The organism is Streptomyces sp. NPDC051020 (assembly GCF_040683105.1).
GTDB lineage: Bacteria > Actinomycetota > Actinomycetes > Streptomycetales > Streptomycetaceae > Streptomyces.
The window spans coordinates 181,723-204,155 of sequence record NZ_JBFBCG010000001.1; the positions used below are offsets into that span (position 1 = coordinate 181,723).

The 22,433-nt window shown below is 71.0% G+C and carries 16 protein-coding genes and 1 pseudogene; 10 read left to right on the forward strand and 7 right to left on the reverse strand.

The genetic code is table 11. The features are described from left to right. The first annotated feature begins 94 nt into the window (after positions 1–94). Entirely contained in the window at positions 95–589 is a 495-nt protein-coding gene (locus AB0N06_RS00710; RefSeq protein ID WP_366132604.1) for a hypothetical protein, read from the forward strand. Positions 590–680: 91 nt separating this feature from the next. On the opposite strand, the gene AB0N06_RS00715 is transcribed toward AB0N06_RS00710, so the two are convergent. Together AB0N06_RS00715 and AB0N06_RS00720 are read right to left on the reverse strand one after the other, a co-directional pair. Beyond that, positions 681–4,421, reverse strand: coding sequence for an ABC transporter ATP-binding protein (locus AB0N06_RS00715; protein ID WP_366132605.1), 3,741 nt, complete (start codon positions 4,419–4,421; stop codon positions 681–683). A 153-nt stretch (positions 4,422–4,574) separates the two neighbouring features. Further along, positions 4,575–5,540 carry a serine hydrolase gene (locus AB0N06_RS00720; RefSeq protein ID WP_366132606.1) on the reverse strand — a complete coding sequence of 322 codons (966 nt, stop codon included), beginning with the start codon at positions 5,538–5,540 and terminating at the stop codon, positions 4,575–4,577. A 161-nt stretch (positions 5,541–5,701) separates the two neighbouring features. Here AB0N06_RS00720 and AB0N06_RS00725 point away from each other — a divergent pair, with 161 nt between their 5' ends. Then, on the forward strand, positions 5,702–6,064 hold the full coding sequence (locus tag AB0N06_RS00725; RefSeq protein ID WP_366132607.1) for a hypothetical protein: 363 nt from the start codon (positions 5,702–5,704) through the stop codon (positions 6,062–6,064). Positions 6,065–6,085: 21 nt separating this feature from the next. Here AB0N06_RS00725 and AB0N06_RS00730 read toward each other — a convergent pair whose 3' ends face one another. The 3 genes from AB0N06_RS00730 to AB0N06_RS00740 form a co-directional block, all read right to left on the reverse strand. Further along, positions 6,086–7,771 carry a thiamine pyrophosphate-binding protein gene (locus AB0N06_RS00730; protein WP_366132608.1) on the reverse strand — a complete coding sequence of 562 codons (1,686 nt, stop codon included), beginning with the start codon at positions 7,769–7,771 and terminating at the stop codon, positions 6,086–6,088. Beyond that, positions 7,768–8,745, reverse strand: a complete 978-nt coding sequence (gene speB / locus AB0N06_RS00735) for an agmatinase (protein ID WP_358860705.1) — start codon at positions 8,743–8,745, stop codon at positions 7,768–7,770. The genes AB0N06_RS00730 and speB overlap by 4 nt, the downstream gene beginning before the upstream one ends. Before the next feature lie 356 nt (positions 8,746–9,101). Continuing rightward, positions 9,102–10,571, reverse strand: a complete 1,470-nt coding sequence (locus AB0N06_RS00740; protein ID WP_366132611.1) for a sodium:solute symporter — start codon at positions 10,569–10,571, stop codon at positions 9,102–9,104. 124 nt (positions 10,572–10,695) lie between these two features. On the opposite strand from AB0N06_RS00740, the gene AB0N06_RS00745 reads away from it, so the two are divergent. The 4 genes from AB0N06_RS00745 (at position 10,696) to AB0N06_RS00760 (ending at position 15,570) form a co-directional block, all read left to right on the forward strand. Further along, on the forward strand, positions 10,696–12,180 hold the full coding sequence (locus AB0N06_RS00745; RefSeq protein WP_366132612.1) for a PucR family transcriptional regulator: 1,485 nt from the start codon (positions 10,696–10,698) through the stop codon (positions 12,178–12,180). Between the two features lie 381 nt (positions 12,181–12,561). Continuing rightward, complete coding sequence (locus AB0N06_RS00750; protein ID WP_366132614.1) at positions 12,562–13,719, forward strand: acyl-CoA dehydrogenase family protein; 1,158 nt, start codon at positions 12,562–12,564, stop codon at positions 13,717–13,719. A 19-nt stretch (positions 13,720–13,738) separates the two neighbouring features. Further along, positions 13,739–14,614 (forward strand): acyl-CoA thioesterase II, encoded by an 876-nt coding sequence (gene tesB / locus AB0N06_RS00755; protein ID WP_366132615.1) that lies wholly within the window; start codon positions 13,739–13,741, stop codon positions 14,612–14,614. A 383-nt stretch (positions 14,615–14,997) separates the two neighbouring features. Further along, positions 14,998–15,570, forward strand: a complete 573-nt coding sequence (locus AB0N06_RS00760; protein ID WP_366132616.1) for a hypothetical protein — start codon at positions 14,998–15,000, stop codon at positions 15,568–15,570. Positions 15,571–15,729: 159 nt separating this feature from the next. Here AB0N06_RS00760 and AB0N06_RS00765 read toward each other — a convergent pair whose 3' ends face one another. Continuing rightward, the gene (locus AB0N06_RS00765) at positions 15,730–16,509 is read right to left on the reverse strand and encodes a phosphatase (RefSeq protein WP_366132617.1); all 780 of its coding nucleotides are present in this window, start codon (positions 16,507–16,509) and stop codon (positions 15,730–15,732) included. A 379-nt stretch (positions 16,510–16,888) separates the two neighbouring features. On the opposite strand from AB0N06_RS00765, the pseudogene AB0N06_RS00770 reads away from it, so the two are divergent. Then, positions 16,889–17,017: pseudogene (locus AB0N06_RS00770) on the forward strand (Uma2 family endonuclease); the annotation flags it as partial. 45 nt (positions 17,018–17,062) lie between these two features. On the opposite strand, the gene AB0N06_RS00775 reads toward AB0N06_RS00770, so the two are convergent. Then, positions 17,063–17,665, reverse strand: a complete 603-nt coding sequence (locus tag AB0N06_RS00775) for a TetR/AcrR family transcriptional regulator (protein WP_366132619.1) — start codon at positions 17,663–17,665, stop codon at positions 17,063–17,065. 109 nt (positions 17,666–17,774) lie between these two features. Here AB0N06_RS00775 and AB0N06_RS00780 point away from each other — a divergent pair, with 109 nt between their 5' ends. The 3 genes from AB0N06_RS00780 to AB0N06_RS00790 are packed head-to-tail and all read left to right on the forward strand — an operon-like array spanning position 17,775 to position 22,410. Continuing rightward, positions 17,775–19,382: a carboxyl transferase domain-containing protein gene (locus tag AB0N06_RS00780; RefSeq protein WP_366132620.1), complete on the forward strand. Its 1,608-nt coding sequence runs from the start codon at positions 17,775–17,777 to the stop codon at positions 19,380–19,382. A 14-nt stretch (positions 19,383–19,396) separates the two neighbouring features. After that, on the forward strand, positions 19,397–21,475 hold the full coding sequence (locus AB0N06_RS00785; protein WP_366132621.1) for an acetyl/propionyl/methylcrotonyl-CoA carboxylase subunit alpha: 2,079 nt from the start codon (positions 19,397–19,399) through the stop codon (positions 21,473–21,475). Continuing rightward, positions 21,472–22,410, forward strand: coding sequence for a hydroxymethylglutaryl-CoA lyase (locus AB0N06_RS00790; RefSeq protein WP_366132622.1), 939 nt, complete (start codon positions 21,472–21,474; stop codon positions 22,408–22,410). Before AB0N06_RS00785 ends, AB0N06_RS00790 begins: the two co-directional genes overlap by 4 nt. Positions 22,411–22,433: the final 23 nt, after the last annotated feature.

Genomic DNA, 22,433 nt, shown 5'->3' on the forward strand with positions numbered 1-22,433 from the left:
GAAGGTTGCATACGGCGCGCTCCGCATCCCGCGCAACCGAACCTCCACACCATGGGTCCAATAGGGCAAAGTCATACGAAAGGCAGGAACTGCCGTGATCCGACTCCGCAATGCGCCCAGCCCGCGCGGCCGCCGCACCGCCGGCCGCACCCTTCTCGTGACCGCTCTCCTCGCCGCCGCCTCCGTGGTCCCGGCCGCCGCTGCCGCGCCGCAGGCCCCGGCGCCCGCGACGCAGCTGCGCAGCACCCACGTCACCCCCGCCCATCAGCAGGTCGCCCACTTCTACGGCGCCTATATCGACGCTCGCACGGCCGGGGGCGGCAGCAGGCTCGCCACCGCCCTCCGGTCCTTCTACCTGACGCCGGGTCTCCGCTCGCAGCTACGCACCTGGGAGGCACGCAACCACGCGGACGGGGTGCTCCGCGCCCAGAACACACCGCTCGCCCTCAAGGTCACCGCGGGCGACAGCGGCGCCGGTCACACCTGGTCGAAGGTGCGGCTGACCTGGAGCGGCGGCAAGCACCCCAGGTACACCTATCTGACCGTTCAGTCGGACCTGCAGACCGGCAAGATCTCCGGCATCCGCTGAGTCCCGCAGCCAGAGGCTGTCGGGCCACCTCTGATCGGGCGGTCGTGCCCTGGCACGCACGCTTCCCGATCGAAGGCAGCCCGACAGCCTCTCAGACTCCCGCCGGCTCGTCCTCCCCGATGAAGGTGCGCCACAGCACGGCGTAATGCCCGTCCCCGGCGAGGAGTTCATCATGCGTGCCGTCCTCGACGACCCGGCCGTGGTCCATCACCACGACCCGGTCGGCGCGGGCGGCCGTGGTCAGCCGGTGGGCGACGACGAGAGTGGTGCGCCGGCCGGTCAGCCGGTCGGTCGCCTGGTTGACCAGGGCCTCGCTGGCGAGGTCCAGGGAGGCGGTCGCCTCGTCGAGCAGCAGGATGTCGGGGTCGACGAGTTCGGCGCGGGCGAGTGCGATCAGCTGGCGCTGGCCGGCCGAGAGGTTGCGGCCCCGCTCGGCGACCTCGTGCAGATAGCCGCCGTCCAGCGTGGCGATCATGTCGTGGGCGCCGACCGCCCGGGACGCCGCCTCCACCTGTGCGTCGGTGGCGTCCGGCTGCCCGTACGCGATGGCGTCCCGGACCGTACCCGCGAAGAGGTACGCCTCCTGCGGAACGACTCCGAGCCGGTGCCGGTACGCGGTGAGGTCGAGGCGGCGCAGATCGGTGCCGTCCGCCGTGACCCGCCCGCCCGTCGGGTCGTAGAACCGGGCGACGAGCTTGACCAGGGTGGACTTCCCGGCGCCGGTCTCCCCGACGAAGGCGACGGTCTGCCCGGCCGGGATCCGCAGGGTGATGCCGGTGAGCGCCTCTTCCTCGTCGTCGTCGGAGCCGTACGCGAAGGTCACGTCCTCGAACGCGATCTCGCCGCGCAGCGACAGCACGTCCAGCGGCTCCTCGGAGTCGGCGGTGGAGGTCGGCTCCCGGAGGAGTTCCTGGATGCGGCCGAGGGAGACCGTGGCCTGCTGGTAGCCGTCGAAGACCTGCGAGAGCTGCTGCACGGGCGCGAAGAACAGGTCGATGTAGAGGAGATACGCCACGAGGGCGCCGGTGGTGAGCGTGCCGTTGTCGACGCGGCCCGCGCCGACCATCAGTACGGCGGCCACAGCCACCGACGACAGCAGCTGCACGAACGGGAAGTAGACCGAGATCAGCCACTGGCCGCGCACCCGGGCCTCGCGGTAGTGGTCGCTGCGGTCGGCGAACCGTTCCGCGCCGTCCTTCTCGCGGCGGAACGCCTGCACGATCCGGAGCCCGGAGACGGACTCCTGGAGGTCGGCGTTGACGACGCTGATCCGCTCCCGGGCCAGCTCGTACGCCTTGACGCTCTTGCGGCGGAAGAAGAACGTACCGATGACCAGCACCGGCAGGGTCGCGAAGACGACGAGCGCCAGCTGGACGTCGAGGACGAGCAGCACGACCATGATGCCGAAGAACGTGACGGCGGAGACGAAGGCCGTGACCAGACCGGTCTGCAGGAACGTGGACAGTGCGTCCACGTCCGTCGTCATCCGGGTCATGATGCGGCCGGTGAGCTCGCGCTCGTAGTAGTCGAGACCGAGCCGCTGGAGCTGCGCGAAGATCTTCAGCCGGAGCGAGTAGAGCACCCGCTCTCCGGTGCGGCCCGTCATCCGGGTCTCTCCGATCTGCGCCGCCCACTGCACCAGCACGACGAGCAGGGCGAGCGTGGACGCCGCCCAGACCGCACCGGTCGCCATCCGCGTGACGCCCTGGTCGATGCCGTGCCGGATCAGTACGGGCAGGAGCAGGCTCATGCCCGCGTCGACGGCGACGAGCGCCAGGCTGACCGTCAACGGAAGCCCGAAGCCGTGCAGCAGCCGGCGCAGCCCGTACGACTCCTCACGCCGGACGGCGCGTGCCTCGTCGATCCCGGGGGTGTCGGTGGCCGGGGGAAGCGCCTCGACCTGGGCGAGCAGCTCGGGCGTGGCGGGCATGCCGGCCGCGCCGGTGTCGCGGGGCTCCTCCTTGCGGACCCAGAGTCCGGGGCTGATGCCGCGCTCGGCGTCGAAATCGGCTTCCAGATCCTCCTGGAGCGCCCGGTCGTCCTCGATGGCTGTGTCGGCCTTCACCGGCCGGTGGCCCGGGGAGGTGCCGCCCAGCTCGTCCGGGTCGGTGAGCAGACGCCGGTAGAGGGCGGAGCGGCGCTCCAGCTCCTCGTGCGTGCCGATGTCGGCGAGTCGGCCCTGATCGAGTACGGCGATGCGGTCGGCGAGGCCGAGGGTGGAGCGGCGGTGGGCGATGAGGAGGGTCGTCCGCCCCTCCATGACCTGGGCGAGGGCCTCGTGGATCTCGTGCTCGACGCGGGCGTCGACGGCGGATGTGGCGTCGTCGAGGAGGAGCAGCCGGGGGTCGGTGAGGATGGCGCGGGCGAGCGCGACGCGCTGGCGCTGGCCGCCGGAGAGGGTGAGCCCGTGCTCGCCGACCTTGGTGTCGTAGCCGTTCGGCAGATCGGCGATGAACCGGTCCGCCTGGGCGGCGCGGGCGGCCTGCTCGATCTGTTCCTGGGTGGCGTCCGGGTGCCCGTAGGCGATGTTGGCGCGGACCGTGTCGGAGAAGAGGAAGCTGTCCTCCGGTACGAGGCCGATGGCGGCCCGCAGCGAGTCCTGGGTGAGCTCCCGGACGTCGTGGCCGCCGACCAGGACGGCGCCGTGCGACACGTCGTAGAAGCGGGGCAGCAGCAGGGAGACGGTGGACTTCCCGCTGCCGGAGGCGCCGACGACGGCGACGGTCTCACCGGGTTCGATGGTGAGCGAGAACCCGTCGAGGACCGGCCGCTCGGGGTCGTACCCGAACCGCACGTCGTCGAACTCGACGCTCGCCGGGGCGTCGGCGGGGAGCTCCACCGTGCCGTCCTTCATGGTCGGCTCGGTGTCGATCAGCTCGATGACACGTTCCACACCGGCGCGGGCCTGCTGACCGACGGTGAGGACCATGGCGAGCATCCGGACCGGCCCGACGAGCTGGGCGAGGTAGGTCGAGAACGCGACGAACGTACCGAGAGTGATCTCGCCGCGGGTGGCGAGCCAGCCGCCGAGCGCCAGCATCGCGACCTGGCCGAGAGCGGGGACGGCCTGGAGGGCGGGGGTGTACCTGGAGTTCAGCCGGATCGTGCGCAGCCGCCCGGCGAACAGCTTCCGCCCGACCTCGCGGAGCTTCCCGGTCTCCTGCTCCTCCTGCCCGAACCCCTTGACGACCCGGACCCCGGAGACGGCCCCGTCGACGACTTCGGCGACGGCGGCGGCCTGCCCCTGGGCGTACCAGGTGGCGGGGAAGAGCCGGGAGCGGGAGCGGCGGGCGATGTACCAGAGCGCGGGGGCGACGGCGATCGCGATCAGGGTCAGCAGCGGTGAGAGCCACGCCATGATCACCAGGGAGATGAGGAACAGCAGCACGTTCCCGATCGTCATCGGGAGCATGAACAGCAGCCCCTGGATCAGCTGCAGGTCACTGGTGGCGCGCCCGACGATCTGCCCGGTGGACAGCTCGTCCTGCCGCTTCCCGTCCAGCCGGGCGAGTGTCCGGTACATGTCGGTGCGCAGATCGTGCTGCACGTCGAGGGCGAGCCGGCCACCGTAGTAGCGGCGGATGTACGTCGATATGTACACCAGCACGGCGGTGGCGATCAGGAGGCCGGTCCAGACGCCGAGGGAACGCGTGTGGTTGACCACGACATCGTCGATGATCACCTTGGTGATCAGCGGGACGACTGCCAGCACGGCCATCCCGGCGAGCGACGAGCCGAGTGCCAGCAGCACATTGCGCCGGTAGCGCCATGCGTAACCGCCCAGTCGCCGCGCCCAGCCGTGCTGTGCTGCGTCCGTGTCCCCGTCCGTCACTGGTGCCTCCCGTTCGACCTGCTCTACCGGAAGGCACCAACGCGATCAGCTGCGGATTTCATCCCGCCGTGACAAAGACGGTCCCATCGGAGTAGGACCGGCGTACGTCGTCCGACGGAGCGCACCCGGGGGTGGGGCGCGCCCCGGGGCGCCCTACGACGTGGGCGTCGCCGTCAGCATCGGCACGGCAGGGGCCTCCGGCACGGCGGGGACCGCCTCCTGCGGCGCGGCCGGCGGGGCGACGGTCGTCCCGGTCACGGCCGCCGGGTTCAGGTCCTTGTGGATGGCGCGGGCGACGGCCTGGATGGTGTTGATGCCCTCGTTCATCGTCTTGTTGTCCTGCGTGAGCACGGTGATGCCGTAGTCGTGCCCCTTCCCGGTGAACGCACCGATGCTGTGCACCCGCCAGCCGTGCGTGGCACGCGGCAGCCAGCCGTTCTTGACCTGGACGGTCACCCCGGACGGGGCTCCGGCGGGCGTGCCCCAGCGCTGCGAGGAGATGACCTTGCGCATCAGGCCGAGTTCGTACGCACGCGCGTTGTCGCTGAGTACGGAGTTCTTGGCGGTCAGCAGCGTCAGCAGCCGCAGCTCGTCCTGCGCGGTGATCTGGGTCAGCCCCCAGTAGCCGCCGGAGCCGGGCACGGTGTGCGTCATACCCGCGGCCGTCAGGAACGCCTTCACCTTGGTCACGCCGAGCTGCTTCCACAGGCTGGTGGTCGCATTGTTGTCGGACTTGGTGATCATGGCGGTGGAGAGGTTGATCTCGCGCTGGGTGAGATAGCGATTGTGCCTCTTGTTGTCCCAGAGCAGGGTCGCGAGGACGGTCGCCTTCACGACGCTCGCGGAGTCGTACCTGCTCGTGGACCGCATCGTGCAGGACGTCTTGGTGGTCCGGTCGTAGAGCGCGATCGCCGTGGTCGAGTTGCGCCCCTTGAGCGCGGCGGTGATGTCGGTCGACAGCTTGGCGGCGAGTCCCGCCTTGCCGGAGGTGCATGTCACGACCGGCGTCGCGGCTGCGGCCGGCGTGGCCGCGAGGGTCACGGGCGCGAGCACGCCCGCGGCGAGCGTGACGGCGAGCGCGGTGCGCGCGCGGCGGGATGTACGAGGCTGGTTCGTCATGAGACGTGTCCCCCCTGAGTGATCTGTGCGGTGTGCCCCCTGCACACCTGTCAGGGATGACTCACGACTGGTCGAAAAGTTGTACGGCTGGTGCGGACTGGCGTTCCCGGCCCCGAAGACGCGGGTAGAGATGGCTTCCGTGAGCGGTCCGGGGAGGGATCATGCCTGACGATCAACCGAGCGACGCCTATCGCTGTGGGCAGTTGTACGCGGCGCTGGAAGCGCTGCAGACCCTCGCCGACGTCGACTTCCGCTCGCTGTCGCGCCCGGAGTCGAGACAGAAGGCTGCCAAGAGACCCCGTCCCGAAATGCAGCCGCGCCTGTGGGAGTCCGGCAGGTACCTGGACAAGGCACGGATGAAGGGCCGCGGCCCGGCAGCCGGCGCCGTCTTCCGGTCGATCCCGAGCCTGATGCCCTCGACCAGGCACTTGCCTGACACCCTGTCCGGTGACCAGCAGAAGGAGTTCGAGCAGGGTCGGCAGGCGCAGGTGGAAGCGATCGGCGAGGAGTCCGCCGATCACTGAACCACCTGCGCACCGTCGCGCCTACAGATGCGTCGGCTCGAACATCCTCAGCAGTGCCGGAAGCACGACCACCGAAGGGCCGGGCTCCGCAAAGGACTTCGCCAGGTCGTCGGCGAGCGTCTCCGGGGTCGTACGGACCGCCGGCACGCCGAACGACTCGGCGAGGGCGACGAAGTCCGGGCGGGACAGTTCCGTCGCCGTGGCCTCGCCGAACGCACCCGTCATGTACTCGCGCAGGATCCCGTAGCCGCCGTCGTCGACGATCAGCCAGGTGACCGGCAGGTCGTACTGACGAGCCGTGGCCAGTTCCGCGATGGAGTACATCGCGCCGCCGTCGCCGGAGACCGCCAGGACCGGCTTCGTACGGTCGGCCGCCGCCGCGCCGAGCGCTGCCGGGAAGCCGTAGCCGAGGCCGCCCGCGCCCTGCGCCGAGTGCATCGTGTTCGGGTGGCGGGCGTCAAAAGCGGACCAGGCCCAGTAGGCGAGGATCGTCATGTCCCAGAAGCTGGGGGACATGTCGGGCAGCGCCTCGCGGACCGAGGCGATGAGCTGCTGCTCCAGCGTGAGGTCCTGGCCTGCGATCCGGGTCCGTACCGCGTCGAGGACCGTTCGCACGCGGTCCGCCGCCGCCTCGTCCTCGCGGCGGTCGACCGCTTCGACGAGGTCGGCGAGGGCCTCACGGGCGTCGGCGTGGATGCCGAGTGCGGGATGGTTGGACTCCAGCTTCCCGGCGTCCGCCTCGATCTGGATGACCCGGCCGCGCGGACTGAACGTGTGGTAGTTCGAGGAGAGTTCACCCAGTCCGGAGCCGACGACCAGCAGGACGTCCGCCGCTTCGAGGAAGTCCGTCGTGTGGCGGTCCTCCAGCCAGGACTGGAGCGAGAGGGGATGCTCCCAGGGGAACGCGCCCTTGCCGCCGAACGTGGTGACGACCGGAGCGTCGATCTTCTCCGCGAGGGCGAGCAGCTTGCCGGACGCGTCGGAGCGTACGACTCCGCCGCCCGCGATGATCGCCGGACGCTCGGCGTTCGACAGCAGGTGCGCTGCCACGGCGGTCAGTTCGGGACGCGGGTGCAGGGGGCGCGGAGTGGCGTCCATCGCCGTGACGGCGGGCAGGGTGGTCTCGGCCAGGAGCACGTCCTGCGGGATCTCGATCCAGACCGGGCCGTGCGGGGCCGTCAGCGCGGACTCCCACGCGGCGGCGATCGCGGACGGGATCTGCGACGCCGTACGGACCGTGTGGACCGACTTCACGATGTCGCGGAACGACGCCTTCTGGTCCCGGAGTTCGTGCAGGTAGCCGTGGCGGCCGCCGCCCAGACCCGCGGTCGGGATCTGGCTGGAGATGGCCAGCACGGGGGCGGACGCGGCCGCCGCCTCCTGGAGCGCGGCGAGGGAGGTGAGCGCGCCCGGCCCGGTGGAGAGCAGCAGCGGCGCCACTTCGCCGGTGATCCGGCCGTACGCGTCGGCGGCGAAGCCCGCGTTGTTCTCGACGCGCAGCCCGACGTACGAGAGGGACGAGCGGCGCAGCGCGTCGAACATGCCCAGTGCATGCTGACCGGGCAACCCGAAGACGGTGGTCGCGCCGAGGCCCTGGAGGGTCTCGACGACGAGGTCACCGCCGTTGCGCCCGGCCGGGGGGTTCAGAGCGGCCGCGATCTGCTCGGGGGTGAGCTGCGGCCGCTCGTCGTGGTGGTCGTGGGTCACTTGCTCTGAGTCCCCTTTGCCGCTGCGATCTGACGGGACATGATCGTCGTCAGCTCGTACGCGGTGTGGGATGCGGCGACGGAGGTGATCTCCGCGTGGTCGTACGCGGGGGCGACCTCGACCAGGTCGGCGGAGACCAGGTTGCAGGAGGACAGGCCGCGGACGATCTCGAGGAGCTCGCGGGAGGTGAGGCCGCCCGCCTCGGGGGTGCCGGTGCCGGGCGCGTGCGCCGGGTCCAGGACGTCGATGTCGATGGAGATGTACAGCGGGCGGTCGCCGATGCGCTGGCGCAGCTGGTCGGCGATCTCGTCGACGCCGCGGCGCATGACGTCGGCGGAGGTGACGATGCCGAAGCCCATCTTGGCGTCGTCGTCGAGGTCCTGCTTGCCGTACAGCGGGCCGCGGGTACCGACGTGGGAGAGCGCGGACGTGTCGAGGATGCCCTCCTCCACGGCCCGGCGGAACGGGGTGCCGTGGGTGTACTCGGCGCCGAAGTAGGTGTCCCACGTGTCGAGGTGGGCGTCGAAGTGGAGCAGGGCGACCGGGCCGTGCTTCTTCGCGACGGAGCGCAGCAGCGGGAGCGCGATGGTGTGGTCGCCGCCGAGCGTCATCATGCGGGCGCCGGTGGAGAGGAGGTCGTCGGCCGCGGCCTCGATCGTCTCGACGGCCTCGTTGATGTTGAACGGGTTGGCGGCGATGTCACCGGCGTCGGCGACCTGCGCGAGGGCGAACGGCGAGGCGTCCTGCGCCGGGTTGTACGGGCGCAGCAGGCGCGACGCCTCACGGATCGCGTTGCCGCCGAAGCGGGCGCCGGGGCGGTAGGAGACACCTGTGTCGAAAGGCACGCCGACGACGGCGACATCGGCGGTGCCGACCTCGTCGAGCCGGGGCAGCCGCGCGAACGTCGCGGGACCGGCGTACCGCGGGACGCGGGAGGAGTCGACGGGGCCGCGCGGCGTTTCGTTGCTGCTCATGTGGAGTGCCTTCCTGAGAGGGTGATGCACGCTTTGTGGGCGTTCGTACGATATTCGAGTGTGCGGGATGCGGTGGCACTCGGGGTGCCCTCCCGCAACAGTGCCGTCCCCAATCGCCGGACGGGCTTGAATTGCCTGCCCGGCGATTGAGGACGAGTGGCTACTAGTGCCGTGACCGGCAATGTTTGCCCCGTAAGGAGCGTCGTCCGGTGCGTGCGATCGCAAGGCGGCCGGAAGTCCTTGTAGCGGAGCTACCAGGGCTTTTGGCCAACGCGGCGAGCGTGCGCACCGGACGACGCGACGGGGCAAAGCTTGCCGGGAGGGGCACTAGTGCCGCGACCTTGCCGGTCGCGGCACTAGACGGCGACCGGGTCCGCGGCCGGCGTCTCGTCGGAGTCGGCGCCCCGGCCCGCCAGGCGCTCGCGCCAAGCGGTGAGCACGGCCGCGTCCGTCGGCTTCGTGGCCAGGGACACGATCACATACGCCGCGAGCGAGGACAGCAGCCCGTAGTAGACCGGTTCGTTGGCGAGGATTCCGTACGTCGCCATCAGACCGATCACCGCGAGGCCACCGACGGACACCGCGGCCAGCGCGCCGGCGGCCGTGCCGCGACGCCACAGCAGACCACCGAGGATCGGCACGAGCAGCCCGCCGACGAGCAGGTTGTACGCGACGGTCAGGGCCTCGACGACGTTGTTGAGGGCGATGGCGATGGCGATGACGGCCACACCCATGATGAGGATGAAGGCCCGGTTGCCCTTCACCTCGTCGTGCTCCTCGCCGCCGCTCCGGGTCACCGCGCCCCGCAGCCTCGACCAGATGTCGTTGTTGGCGACGGTGGCGCAGGCGATCAGCGCACCGGACGACGTCGACATCACCGCGGCGAGTGCGGCGGCCAGCACCAGTCCGCGTACACCCACCGGCAGTTCGTCCTTGACGATGGTCGCGAAGGCCGCGTCCGCGCTGGGCAGCTTCGGGTACATGACCTTGGCGGCGGTACCGATGACGGCTCCGGCGATCGCGTACACCAGGCAGTACGTACCGGCGACGGTGCCGCCCCAGCGTGCGGTGCGGTCGGTGCGCGCGGTGAACACGCGCTGCCAGATGTCCTGGCCGATCAGCATGCCGAAGGTGTAGATCAGCACGTAGGTGAAGATCGTCTCGCCGCCGATGCCCAGCGGGTCGAAGTACTCGGTGGGCAGCTTCGCCTTCATCTCGCTGAAGCCGCCGGCCTTGATGACGGCGATCGGCAGGAGCAGCAGCAGGACGCCGATCGTCTTGACGACGAACTGCACCATGTCCGTGAGCGTGATCGACCACATGCCGCCGAGCGTCGAGTACGCGACGACGATGGTGCCGCCGAGGATGATCGCGACGGTGCGGTTCATGTCGAAGAGGACGTCGAAGATGGTGGCGTACGCGATGGTCGAGGTGACCGCGAGCATCAGCGTGTACGCCCACATGACGACACCGGAGATGAGTCCGGCACGGCCGCCGTAGCGCAGGTCGAGCATCTCGGAGACGGTGTAGACCTTCAGCCGGGCGATGCGCGCCGAGAAGAAGATGGACAGGGCGAGCAGCCCGAGGCCGATGGTGAAGACCATCCAGGCGCCGGAGAGTCCGTACTGGTAGCCGAGGCCGACGCCGCCGATGGTGGAGGCACCACCGAGGACGATCGCGGCCATGGTCCCGGAGTACATCCAGGGGCCGAGGCGGCGGCCCGCCACCAGGAATTCGCTCTTGGACTTGGCGCGGCGCATGCCCCACCAGCCCATCGCGAGCATGCCGGCCAGGTAGACGATGATCACTGCGTAGTCGACAGCCATGGGCTTACCTCCGTCTCCGTGAAATGTTGCGGGTAAGTGCTGTGTGAAGACAGTAGGTGGCTCAAAAGAGACGCTGAAGTGTACGTTTCATCCAATCTCGTCGTAGCCAATGGATGGACCATCCATGCCGGACACTCCCACCGGACCCACAGCCACCACCGGGTCCGCTCCCCCCACCCCGCCCGTCCCGCTCGCCGAGCTGCTCGCCCGCGAGGAGCTCCGGCTGCGCCGGATCGCGGGACCCGACCACGCGGACCTGTGGTGGGTGCACACCTCGGAAATGGCCGACCCGTACCCGTATCTGCTCGGCGGTGAACTGCTGCTGAGCGCCGGGGTCCTGCTCAAGGACCCGGACACCTATGTCGCCCGGCTGGTGGAGGCGGGGGCGGCGGCGCTCGGCTTCGGGGTCACACCGGTGCACGACTCGGTGCCGCAGGCGCTGATCGAGGCCTGCGACCGGCACGGGCTGCCTCTGGTGGAGGTGCCGCCCGAGACCCCGTTCACCGCGATCGCCCGAGCGGTGTGGCGTCTGATGGCCGAGGCCCGGCACCTGGAGCTGCGCCGGGTGACGCGCGCCCAGCAGGCCCTGGCCACGGCGGCGGCCCGGCCGGATCCGGTCCCCGCGGTGCTGCACCAGCTCGCCGCCCAGTTGTCAGGGTGGGCGGTCCTGCTCTCCGCGGCCGGCGAGGAACTGCACGCGGCGGGCCGCCGCCCACCCCCCGAGGTTCGGGCGGCGCTGACCCGGCTGACCCGCGTGGTCTCCCCCGCCGCGCTTCCCGCCTCCCCCGCCCCCACATCCGCGACCGACACCGTCGGCGACACGCATCTCTTCGCGTACGCGCTCGGCGGTGGGCAGGGGCTCGTCCTGGCGCTGTCGACGGGGCGGCGCGGGGCGGGCGACCACACGGTCACCGGGATCGCGGTCGTCCTTCTCTCCCTGCTGGCCGCCCCGCACCAGGGCGCCGACGCCGCGGGCCGGTCCGCGGCACTGGTGCGGATGCTGCTCGGCGCGGACCCGGTGGCCGTCGCCCCGCTGCTCGGCGGCACCGAACTCTGGACGGTGGTGCATGCCCGGCGCAGCGGTGGCGGCCCTGTCGACCCGCTCACCGCCGGGGCACTGGGTGCCGCGCTGGGGTCGGCGCTGGTCGACGCGGGCCGGGGCGGCGATGCGGTCAAGGTCCTGGTCCCGGGTGACAAGCGGGTCACCCCGCAGCCCGGCTGGACACTCGGCACCTCCGCCCCCGTCTCCATCACCGCACTGGACCTCGCCGACGGCCAGGCGGCCCGCGCCCTGGGCCGGGCCGTGGCCACCCGCACCCCGCTGGCCCACCACGACAACGGCGCCGGAGGCGGTCTGTCCGCCCTGATCCCTCCGGACCAGGCCGAGGCCCACGCCCGAGCCCTGCTCGCCCCGCTCACCGAACCGCTGATCGAGACCCTGCGCTGCTGGCTCAGCCTGCACGGCAGCTGGGACCGCACGGCGACCGCCCTCCAGATCCACCGCAACACGGTCCGCCAGCGCATCGCCCGCTGCGCGACGCTGCTGGACGCGGACCTGGACGACATGGACGTACGCACGGAACTGTGGTTCGCGCTGCGGCATGCGTGATCCCCGTTCCCACCCCCCGCCAAGCGACCGACAGGACTCACTCCCGCACGCCACCACTCACTTCAGCCCAGCAAACCGACAGCAGCTCACAACCCCGTCGTCGATGCTGTCCGGCGGGCGGCAGCCATAGAGCCGAAGCCGCGGACCCGAACACGGTCCCCGGTGAGCGAGGAGGATACGAGCGTCGATCAGCTGATCGCACCTACGTTGATCACGCATGAGCACCGCGAGGAGAGGAAGCGTGATGAGCGTGCTGAGCATCACCCTGGACAGCCCTGGTGACCGCCGGGTAACTTTTGGGGAGAACTGAGCAAGCGCTTAGCCATCCCGCTGGCCGATGCTCGCCCGAAGCTGATCGAAGCCGACAGAGGAGGCACCCCCGTGCGCCGTACGGTATTCAACGAGGACCACGAGGCGTTCCGGGAGACCATCCGCGCCTTCATCGCGGCCGAGGTCGTCCCCGTCTACGACGAGTGGTTCGCCGCCGGCCAAGCGCCGCGCGAGTTCTACCACAAGCTCGGCGAGCTGGGCGTCTTCGGCATCGAGGTGGACGAGGAGTACGGCGGCGCCGGCATCGACTCGCACAAGTACGAGGCCGTCATCTACGAGGAGACCGCCCGCGCCGGTGTCTCCTTCGGCGGCTCGGGTGTGCACACCCTGCTCGGCCTGCCGTACATCAAGATGCTCGGCACCGACGAGCAGAAGAAGCGCTGGCTGCCGAAGTTCACCACCGGCGAGGAGATGTGGGCTCTCGCGATGACCGAGCCGGGCACCGGCTCCGACGTCGCGGGCATGAAGACCACCGCCAAGCTCTCCGAGGACGGCACGCACTACGTCCTCAACGGCGCCAAGACCTTCATCACCGGCGGTGTGCACGCCGACCGCGTGATCGTGTGCGCCCGTACCTCCGCGCCCCGCGAGGACGACCGCCGCTTCGGCATCTCCCTGTTCGCCGTCGACACCAAGTCGGCGGGCTACTCGGTGGGCCGCAAGCTCGACAAGCTCGGCCTGAAGGTCTCCGACACCGCCGAGCTGGCCTTCGTCGACGTCAAGGTCCCCGTCGAGGACCTGCTCGGCGAGGAGAACAAGGGCTTCGGCTACCTCGGCACCAACCTGGCGTCCGAGCGCTGGGGCATAGCCTTCGGCGCGTACGCGCAGGCCGCCGCCGCCGTCCGGTTCGCCAAGAGCTACGTGCAGGACCGCACGGTCTTCGGCAAGACCGTCGCCTCGTTCCAGAACACCAAGTTCGAGCTGGCCGCCTGCCAGGCCGAGGTGGACGCGGCCCAGGCCGTCGCCGACCGCGCGCTGGAGGCCCTCGACGCCGGCGAGCTGACCGCCGCCGAGGCCGCCTCGGCGAAGCTGTTCTGCACCGAGGTCGCGCACCGCGTGATCGACCGCTGCCTCCAGCTGCACGGTGGCTACGGCTTCATGAACGAGTACCCGATCGCCCGCCTGTACGCGGACAACCGCGTCAACCGCATCTACGGCGGCACCAGCGAGGTCATGAAGTCGATCATCGCCAAGTCCATGGGTCTGTAAAGCGGTTACGTTCTTCTCCATGAGCACAGCACTGGAATCCCTGCTCGATCTGCTCGACCTGGAGCAGATCGAGCGGGACATCTTCCGGGGCACGAGCCGTTCGGCGGTCGTGCCCCGGGTCTTCGGCGGACAGGTCGCGGCCCAGGCACTCGTTGCCGCGGGCCGCACCGTCCCCTCGGACCGCACGGCCCACTCGTTGCACTCGTACTTCCTGCGGATGGGCGACCCGGGCGCGCCGATCATCTACAGCGTCGACCGGATCCGCGACGGCCGCTCCTTCACCACCCGGCGGGTGGTGGCCGTCCAGCACGGGCAGCCGATCTTCCATCTCTCGGCGTCCTTCCAGACGTACGAGGAGGGCCTGGAACACCAGGCGGACATGCCTCCCGCCCCCGACCCGGAGACGCTGCCCACGGCGGAACAGATGCTCCCGCAGTACGCGGACGCGTTCACCGACCCGGGTGTCATGGACCGGCTGCTGGAGGCGCGGGACGCGGTGGACCTGCGCTATGTCGGCGCCCCGCCGTTCGCCAGCGTCGGCACACCGCAGGAGCCCCGCTCCCAGGTGTGGTTCCGCACCAACGGCAAGCTCGCGGACGACCCGCTGCTGCACGTCTGCATGGCCACGTACGTCTCCGACATGACGCTGCTCGACTCGGTGCTGCTCGCGCACGGGCGCGGCGGCTGGACGGTCGGCGACGTGGTCGGCGCGAGCCTGGACCACGCGATGTGGTTCCACCGGCCGTTCCGGGCCGACGAATGGCTGCTGTACGACCAGGAGTCACCGTCCGCGTCCGGCGGGCGCGGGCTCGGCCAGGCCCGCATCTACACGCAGGACGGCCGGCTGGCGATCACCGTCATCCAGGAGGGCGTGGTCCGGGTCCCGCGGGACTGAACAGGCCGCGGCCCGCCCCTGCCTCCTCGGCTGCACGCTTTCCGGCTCGGGCGTGTGGGGCAGGCCGGCCGGGGGCGGGGCCGGATACCGGTACGGGAACCTGATACGGCGACGGCCAGGCGGCGGCCCGCGCGGCAGAGGGCCCGGCGGTGAAACTGCTCAGGGCCGGGCAACGGCGCGGCTGCGGCCGGCGGGGTCCAGAAAGGCCGCAAACTCCCGTCCCACCACCCGTCGGCCATGCCCCCAGCGTGCTTGCGAACAGCCGGAACGGCGTCCTGGCTGCGGAGCCACATTGACGCGGAGCAGAAATTAGGTAAGCCTTACCTCGCTTTTGTGTGGGTCCTGTGCAGGCCCACGTCCGCACTCTCCTCGGAGCCCCTCACATGCTGTCCCCCGCCGCCGCCTCGGTGCCCGCCAGAACGCCCTCCCGTCCTCTCCGCCTGTACGACTCATGGTGGACCGTGGCGGCAGCCGGCCTGGTGGCGATGATCGTGCTGACGGCGGGGCTGTGGTGCTCCCTGCATGTGCACACCGACCAGACGCTGCACACCGCCGTGCTCTTCGTCCACCTCGCCTCGCTGGTGCTCGGCTTCGGCGCGGTGCTCTCCGCCGACTACTACGGCCTGCTGTGGGCAACCGGCCGCTGCCCGCTCGGTGAGGTCATAGCCGCCACGTCCCGGCTTCACGTGCCGATCTGGGCCGGTCTCGGCGGGCTGGTCACCAGCGGGCTCATGCTCCGGCCCGACCTGCACTCCCTGCTGACCCAGACGAAGATCGCGCTGGTCGGCCTGCTCACCCTCAACGGCCTCCAGGCTGGCCTCCTCGGTCGCCGCCTCGCCGAGGCCACCGAGCCGATCGGCCGCGGAATGATGGCCTGGGGAGGTGCCACGGCGCTCCTGTCCCAGGTCTGCTGGTGGGGCGCGGTCGCGATCGGCTTCCTCAACACGAACCGCTGACCGATCCCACCTCAGTGGATCACGCCTGCCGGCAGTCGCTTCTGTAGGGAGACCACCGGGTCCCGGACGGTTGTGACGCTCCGTCCGCCTCTGGAATGCCCGCGAGGCAAAGCACCCCACAGCTGTCGGCGCGGATCGGCCCCGCGCCGTCCGTACGCATCAGAGCAGCCCGGCCGCGTCCAGCAGATAGTCCGTCATCGGGTCGTAGAACCGCGGGTCGAGCACGTGATCGTCCAGCGGCACCACCACCTGCAGGGTGCCCTCCGCCTCGCCCAGGAAGAGCGCCGGGTCGTTGCTGTCCGCGTACCCGACCGCGTCGAGCCCCCGCTGCCCGGCGCACCCCGCCCACCCGTGGTCGGCGACGACCAGATCCGGCAGCGGCCTCCCCTCCCGCTCCAGACCGTCCAGGATCGCCGCCATCGGCGCCGGTGAGTGCGTGTGCCACAGCGTCGCCCCGCGCTCCAGCACGGCTACGTCGGCGAACTGCAAGACCATGCCCTCGTCCGCCATCAGCCCGGACGGGATCCGTACGATCTCGCACCCTGCGCCGCGCAGCGCGTCCGCGGTCTGCCGGTGCACATCCAGCAGCCCACCCGGATGTCCGGTCGCGAACAACACCCGCTCCGCCCCGGCCGCCGCCTTGCGCAGCCGGGCCGCCATCCGCTCCAGCGCGTCGACCGTCAGCTCCGGGTCGATGGTGTCCTGCCCGTGCCGGTGCTCCGGATCATCACTGACCCCACAGCGCTCGGCCATCACGGCGAGCACGTCCTGCTCGTCGGCCCACCGGTTGCCGAGCTCCAGCCCCAGCCAGTAGTGCGTGTCACCGTTGGCGAGCCTGCGGTAGTGGGTGAGGTTGTTGTCGCGGGGGGTGGCGACGTCTCCGGCGATACGCGTGCGGACGAGGTGTTCGACGAGGGCGGCGCGGCTGGGTATCGGCATGAACCCATTGTGCCGTCAGGTGTGCGCAGTGTGCCCGGTGTCTTGCACGGCGGACACGGAGGGGCGGGCCGCCCCGCGCCCTCCGGACCATCGCGGAGCGGTCCGATCCCGGCACTCCGCCGTGGAGTGCCGCGTACCGCCGTCCGGAGGGATGTCACCCTCACCGGATCGCAACTGTCGCGACGCGGTGGCCCGCGCCCCGGTGGGTCAGGACCCGGTCGGTCGCGACGCGGTGTGCCACGCCATCAAACGCTTTTGATTCCTTGGGGAATTACCCACCCCACCCCACCCCGCCCCCCGTCACCCACAAGGGTGAGGTTTGCCAACTGGGCTGGATATCGGTCCGGTTGGCGGGCTGCGCCGCCACGATCCCCGGCTGCTGCTCTCCGAGGAGGACCCCACGCCGAACGGGCCGCGCTACGCCACCCGCAAGGACTTCCTGTACGGCGAGGACATCACCATCGGCGAGTGGACCATCTCGACCGAGAACCTGCCGCGGTACGCATAGCGCACCGCGGCAGCCCGGCCGGTGCGATGTGCGCACAGTCCTTCGCTACGACGCCGCCGCCTCGAACGCCCCCCGCGCCAGCCGGTGCAGCAGCGCCGCCGTCGCCGTGCGCCCCGGGAGGGCGCCGGGGCGGCCCAGGTGCGGGGTCGAGTTGAGCAGGCCGAAGACCGCGTGGACGGCGGCGCGGGCCTCGCTCTCGGGGAGGAGCGGGTAGAGGGCACGGACCACCTCCACCCAGAGTTCGACGTACTGGCGCTGGAGCTGGCGCACGCGCTTGCGGTCGGTGTCCCGGAGGCGGTCCAGCTCGCGGTCGTGCAGGGTGATCAGGGGGCGGTCGTCCAGGGCGAAGTCGATGTGGCCCTCGATGAGCGCGTCCAGGAGGGCTTCCGGGGAGCCGTCGCCGGAAGTCGCGTCCTCCGTGACGCGGAGCCTTCCGCCGGCCAGGAGGCGCTCGCTGATGCCGACCAGCAGTTCGGCGAGCATCGCGTCCTTGCCGGGGAAGTGGCGGTAGAGGCCGGGACCGCTGATCCCGACGGCTGCGCCTATCTCGTCGACGCCCACACCGTGGAAACCGCGCTCGGCGAAGAGGCGGGCAGCCTCCTTGAGGATCTGCTCGCGGCGCGTGGGGGCGTCCGTCCTGGTGGTCATGGATTCGATTCTAGACAGTGGCGTTAGCGAGCGTTAACCTGAAGGAAACGTGTTAACGCTCATTAACCGGATCGGCCGGACCGGTCGACCGGGCAAGGGGGCTCGACGGATGCAGCAGGCACCGGTGCTGGCGAGTGCGGCGGATCCCGCGTCTCAGGGCTGGCTGGCCAACGAGGAGGCGCACCGCGCGCTCGGCGACGAGCTGCGGGCGCGCCTGGCCGCGGCCAGGCTGGGCGGGGGTGAGAAGGCCCGCGCCCGGCATGTGGCGCGCGGGAAGCTGCTGCCCCGGGAGCGGGTGGACGCCCTGCTCGACCCGGGCTCGCCCTTCCTGGAGCTGGCACCGCTCGCGGCCGAGGGGCTGTACGGGGGCGCCGCTCCGGCGGCCGGAGTGATCGCCGGGATCGGGCGGGTCAGCGGCCGGGAGTGCGTGATCGTCGCCAATGACGCCACGGTCAAGGGCGGCACGTATTACCCCATGACGGTGAAGAAGCACCTGCGGGCGCAGGAGGTGGCGCTGGAGAACCGGCTGCCGTGTCTGTACCTCGTGGACTCCGGTGGCGCGTTTCTGCCGATGCAGGACGAGGTGTTTCCCGACCGGGAGCACTTCGGGCGGATCTTCTACAACCAGGCGCGGATGTCGGGGGCCGGGATTCCGCAGGTCGCGGCCGTGCTGGGGTCCTGCACGGCCGGTGGGGCGTACGTCCCCGCGATGAGCGACGAGGCCGTGATCGTGCGGAACCAGGGGACGATCTTCCTCGGCGGTCCGCCACTGGTGAAGGCCGCGACCGGTGAGGTCGTCACGGCGGAGGAGCTGGGCGGCGGCGAGGTCCACTCCCGCACGTCGGGCGTCACGGACCATCTCGCGGAGGACGACGCGCACGCGCTGCGGATCGTCCGGAACATCGTGGCCACGCTGCCCGCGCGCGGGGCTCTGCCCTGGTCCGTGGAGGCCGTGGAGGAGCCGAAGGTCGATCCTGCCGGGCTGTACGGGGCCGTGCCGGTCGATTCGCGGACGCCGTACGACGTACGGGAGGTCATCGCGCGGGTCGTCGACGGGTCGCGGTTCGCCGAGTTCAAGGCGGAGTACGGGACGACGCTGGTCACCGGCTTCGCCCGGATCCACGGGCACCCGGTCGGCATCGTCGCCAACAACGGCATCCTGTTCTCCGAGTCCGCCCAGAAGGGTGCGCACTTCATCGAGCTCTGCGACCAGCGCGGCATCCCGCTGGTCTTCCTGCAGAACATCTCCGGGTTCATGGTCGGGCGCGACTACGAGGCCGGCGGCATCGCCAAGCACGGCGCCAAGATGGTCACGGCCGTCGCCTGCACCCGGGTCCCGAAGCTGACCGTCGTGGTCGGCGGGTCGTACGGGGCGGGGAACTACTCCATGTGCGGGCGGGCCTACTCGCCGCGCTTCCTGTGGATGTGGCCCAACGCCAAGATCTCCGTCATGGGCGGCGAGCAGGCCGCGTCCGTCCTCGCGACGGTCAAGCGCGACCAGCTGGGCGACGACTGGAGCGCCGAGGACGAGGAAACCTTCAAGGCGCCGATCCGCGAGCAGTACGAGACGCAGGGCAACGCGTACTACGCCACCGCCCGGCTCTGGGACGACGGGGTCATCGACCCGCTGGAGACCCGGCAGGTGCTGGGGCTCGCTCTGACCGCGTGTGCCAACGCCCCGCTGGGTGAGCCCGGCTTCGGCGTCTTCCGGATGTGAGGGAACAGATGACGATGTTCGACACCGTTCTGGTCGCCAACCGCGGCGAGATCGCGGTCCGGGTGATCCGGACCCTGCGCGAGCTGGGTGTGCGGTCCGTCGCCGTCTTCAGCGACGCGGATGCCGACGCCCGGCATGTACGGGAGGCCGATACGGCGGTGCGGATCGGACCCGCACCCGCCGCCGAGAGCTATCTCAGCGTGCCCGCGCTGCTGGAGGCCGCCCGGCGCACCGGCGCGCAGGCCGTGCACCCCGGGTACGGGTTCCTCGCCGAGAACGCGGGGTTCGCGCAGGCGTGCGCGGACGCGGGGCTCGTCTTCATCGGGCCGCCCGCTTTCGCGATCTCGCTGATGGGCGACAAGATCCGGGCCAAGGAGACCGTCGCGGCGGCCGGGGTTCCGGTCGTGCCGGGGTCCTCCGGCAGCGGGCTCAGCGACACACAGCTCGCGGAGGCGGCGCGCACGATCGGCATGCCGGTGCTGCTGAAGCCCTCGGCGGGCGGCGGCGGCAAGGGCATGCGGCTGGTGCGCGACGAGGCGCTGCTCGCCGACGAGATCGCCGCCGCCCGGCGCGAGGCGCGCGGCTCGTTCGGGGACGACACCCTGCTCGTGGAGCGGTGGATCGACCGGCCGCGCCACATCGAGATCCAGGTCCTGGCCGACGGGCACGGGAACGTGGTGCATCTCGGCGAGCGCGAGTGCTCGCTCCAGCGCCGCCACCAGAAGATCATCGAGGAGGCGCCGTCCGTCCTGCTCGACGAGGAGACCCGGGCGGCGATGGGCGAGGCGGCCGTCCAGGCGGCCCGCTCCTGCGGGTATGTCGGGGCGGGCACGGTGGAGTTCATCGTCCCGGGCAACGACCCCGCCTCGTACTACTTCATGGAGATGAACACCCGCCTCCAGGTCGAACACCCGGTCACCGAACTGATCACCGGCCTGGACCTGGTGGAGTGGCAGCTGCGGGTCGCCTCCGGCGAACAACTCCCGTACAAGCAGCCGGACATCACACTCACCGGACATGCGATCGAGGCCCGTATCTGCGCCGAGGACCCGGCCCGCGGCTTTCTGCCGTCCGGCGGTACGGTGCTCTCCCTCGGCGAGCCGAACGGCCGGGGCGTACGGACCGACTCGGGTCTCGGTGAGGGGGTCGAGGTCGGCAGTCTGTACGACCCGATGCTTTCGAAGGTCATCGTCCACGGACCCGACCGGGCCACGGCGCTGCGGCGGCTGCGCACCGCCCTGTCGGAGCTGGTGATCCTGGGCGTGCCGACCAACGCCGGGTTCCTGCGCAGGCTGCTCGCCCACCCGCAGGTGGCGGCAGGCGATCTCGACACCGGGCTGGTGGAGCGCGCGGTGGACGGGCTGGTGCCGGACGGGGTGCCGGAGGAGGTGTACGCGGCGGCGGCGCTGCTGCGGCAGCCGGCCGCCCGGGGTACCTCGCCCGGGGGCAGCTCCGGTTGGGTCGACCCGTTCTCGGTGGCCAACGGCTGGCGGCTGGGCGGCGCCCCCGCCCGCACGGTCCACCACTTCCGACTGCCGGGCCACGACCCGGTACAGGTCGCCGCGCGCTCCTGCCCGGCGGGCACCGAGCTGACGTTCGGTCATGTCGGGGAGGGTTCGCTGCCGCCCGCGCCCGCGACGGGCACCTGCGGCCCGCTGGCCCCCCTGCCCGGCGGCACGGAGACAGCCAGGGTCATCGACGCCTCCGCACACCGACTCACCTTCGAACTCGCCGGTGTCACCCACACGTTCACCCACGCCACCTCCCCGGAGGGGACCTGGCTGGGCCGCGACGGCGACACCTGGCACGTACAGGACCACGACCCCGTGGAGGCGTCCCTCAGCGGCGCCGCACACGGCGGCGCGGACACGCTTGCCGCGCCCATGCCGGGCACGGTCACCGTCGTGAAGGTGGCCGTCGGGGACGAGGTCGTCGCCGGGCAGAGCCTGCTCGTCGTGGAGGCGATGAAGATGGAGCACGTCATCTCCGCCCCGCACGCCGGGACCGTCACCGAAATCGATGTGACGGCCGGTGCCACCGTCGCCATGGACCAGGTGCTGGCCGTGGTGGTTCCGAGCGAGGAGGAAGCATGACCGTCGGCAAGCTGCCCATGACCGTGCCCGCACCGGATCTGCCCGCCCGGGTACGCATCCACGAGGTCGGCGCCCGCGACGGGCTGCAGAACGAGAAGACGGTCGTTCCGACCGAGGTGAAGGCGGAGTTCATCCACCGCCTCGCCGCGGCCGGCCTGACCACCATCGAGGCGACCAGCTTCGTCCACCCGAAGTGGGTGCCCCAACTCGCCGACGCCGAGGACCTGTTCCCCCGCCTCGGGGACATCAAGGGGGTCGCGCTCCCGGTGCTCGTACCGAACGAACGCGGGCTGGACCGCGCCCTCGCTCTCGGTGCGCGCCGGATCGCCGTGTTCGGGTCGGCGACCGAGACGTTCGCCGCCCGCAATCTCAACCGCACGGTCGCCGAGTCGCTCGCCATGTTCGAGCCCGTCGTCGCCCGCGCCAAGGCGGACAAGGTGCACGTCCGCGGCTATCTGTCGATGTGCTTCGGCGACCCGTGGGAAGGGCCGGTCCCCGTCCACCAGGTCGTACGCGTCGCCAAGGCGCTGATGGACCTCGGCTGCGACGAGCTCTCCCTCGGCGACACCATCGGCGTCGCCACCCCCGGCCATGTGCAGGACCTGCTCTCCGAGCTGAACGAGGAGGGCGTGCACACCAACACCATCGGGGTGCACTTCCACGACACGTACGGCCAGGCGCTCTCCAACACCCTCGCCGCGCTCCAGCACGGTGTCGCCACCGTGGACGCCTCCGCGGGCGGCCTCGGCGGCTGCCCGTACGCGAAGAGCGCCACCGGAAATCTCGCCACCGAAGACCTCGTGTGGATGCTCGACGGCCTCGGCATCGAAACCGGGGTCGACCTCGACGCGCTCACCGCCACCAGCGTGTGGCTCGCCGAACAACTGGGCCGCCCGAGCCCGTCCCGTACCGTCCGCGCGCTCTCGGTTCAATAAACACAGTCCCACAAGGAGTGACC

Bases quoted from the DNA above. Each gene is read 5' to 3' on its own strand.
- AB0N06_RS00765 (WP_366132617.1), bottom strand. From the start codon at position 16,509: ATGCCGATACCCAGCCGCGCCGCCCTCGTCGAACACCTCGTCCGCACG.
- speB (WP_358860705.1), bottom strand. From the start codon at position 8,745: ATGAGCAGCAACGAAACGCCGCGCGGCCCCGTCGACTCCTCCCGCGTC.
- tesB (WP_366132615.1), top strand. From the start codon at position 13,739: ATGAGCACAGCACTGGAATCCCTGCTCGATCTGCTCGACCTGGAGCAG.
- AB0N06_RS00720 (WP_366132606.1), bottom strand. From the start codon at position 5,540: ATGACGAACCAGCCTCGTACATCCCGCCGCGCGCGCACCGCGCTCGCC.
- AB0N06_RS00725 (WP_366132607.1), top strand. From the start codon at position 5,702: ATGCCTGACGATCAACCGAGCGACGCCTATCGCTGTGGGCAGTTGTAC.
- AB0N06_RS00740 (WP_366132611.1), bottom strand. From the start codon at position 10,571: ATGGCTGTCGACTACGCAGTGATCATCGTCTACCTGGCCGGCATGCTC.
- AB0N06_RS00775 (WP_366132619.1), bottom strand. From the start codon at position 17,665: ATGACCACCAGGACGGACGCCCCCACGCGCCGCGAGCAGATCCTCAAG.
- AB0N06_RS00790 (WP_366132622.1), top strand. From the start codon at position 21,472: ATGACCGTCGGCAAGCTGCCCATGACCGTGCCCGCACCGGATCTGCCC.
- AB0N06_RS00760 (WP_366132616.1), top strand. From the start codon at position 14,998: ATGCTGTCCCCCGCCGCCGCCTCGGTGCCCGCCAGAACGCCCTCCCGT.
- AB0N06_RS00785 (WP_366132621.1), top strand. From the start codon at position 19,397: ATGTTCGACACCGTTCTGGTCGCCAACCGCGGCGAGATCGCGGTCCGG.
- AB0N06_RS00780 (WP_366132620.1), top strand. From the start codon at position 17,775: ATGCAGCAGGCACCGGTGCTGGCGAGTGCGGCGGATCCCGCGTCTCAG.
- AB0N06_RS00745 (WP_366132612.1), top strand. From the start codon at position 10,696: ATGCCGGACACTCCCACCGGACCCACAGCCACCACCGGGTCCGCTCCC.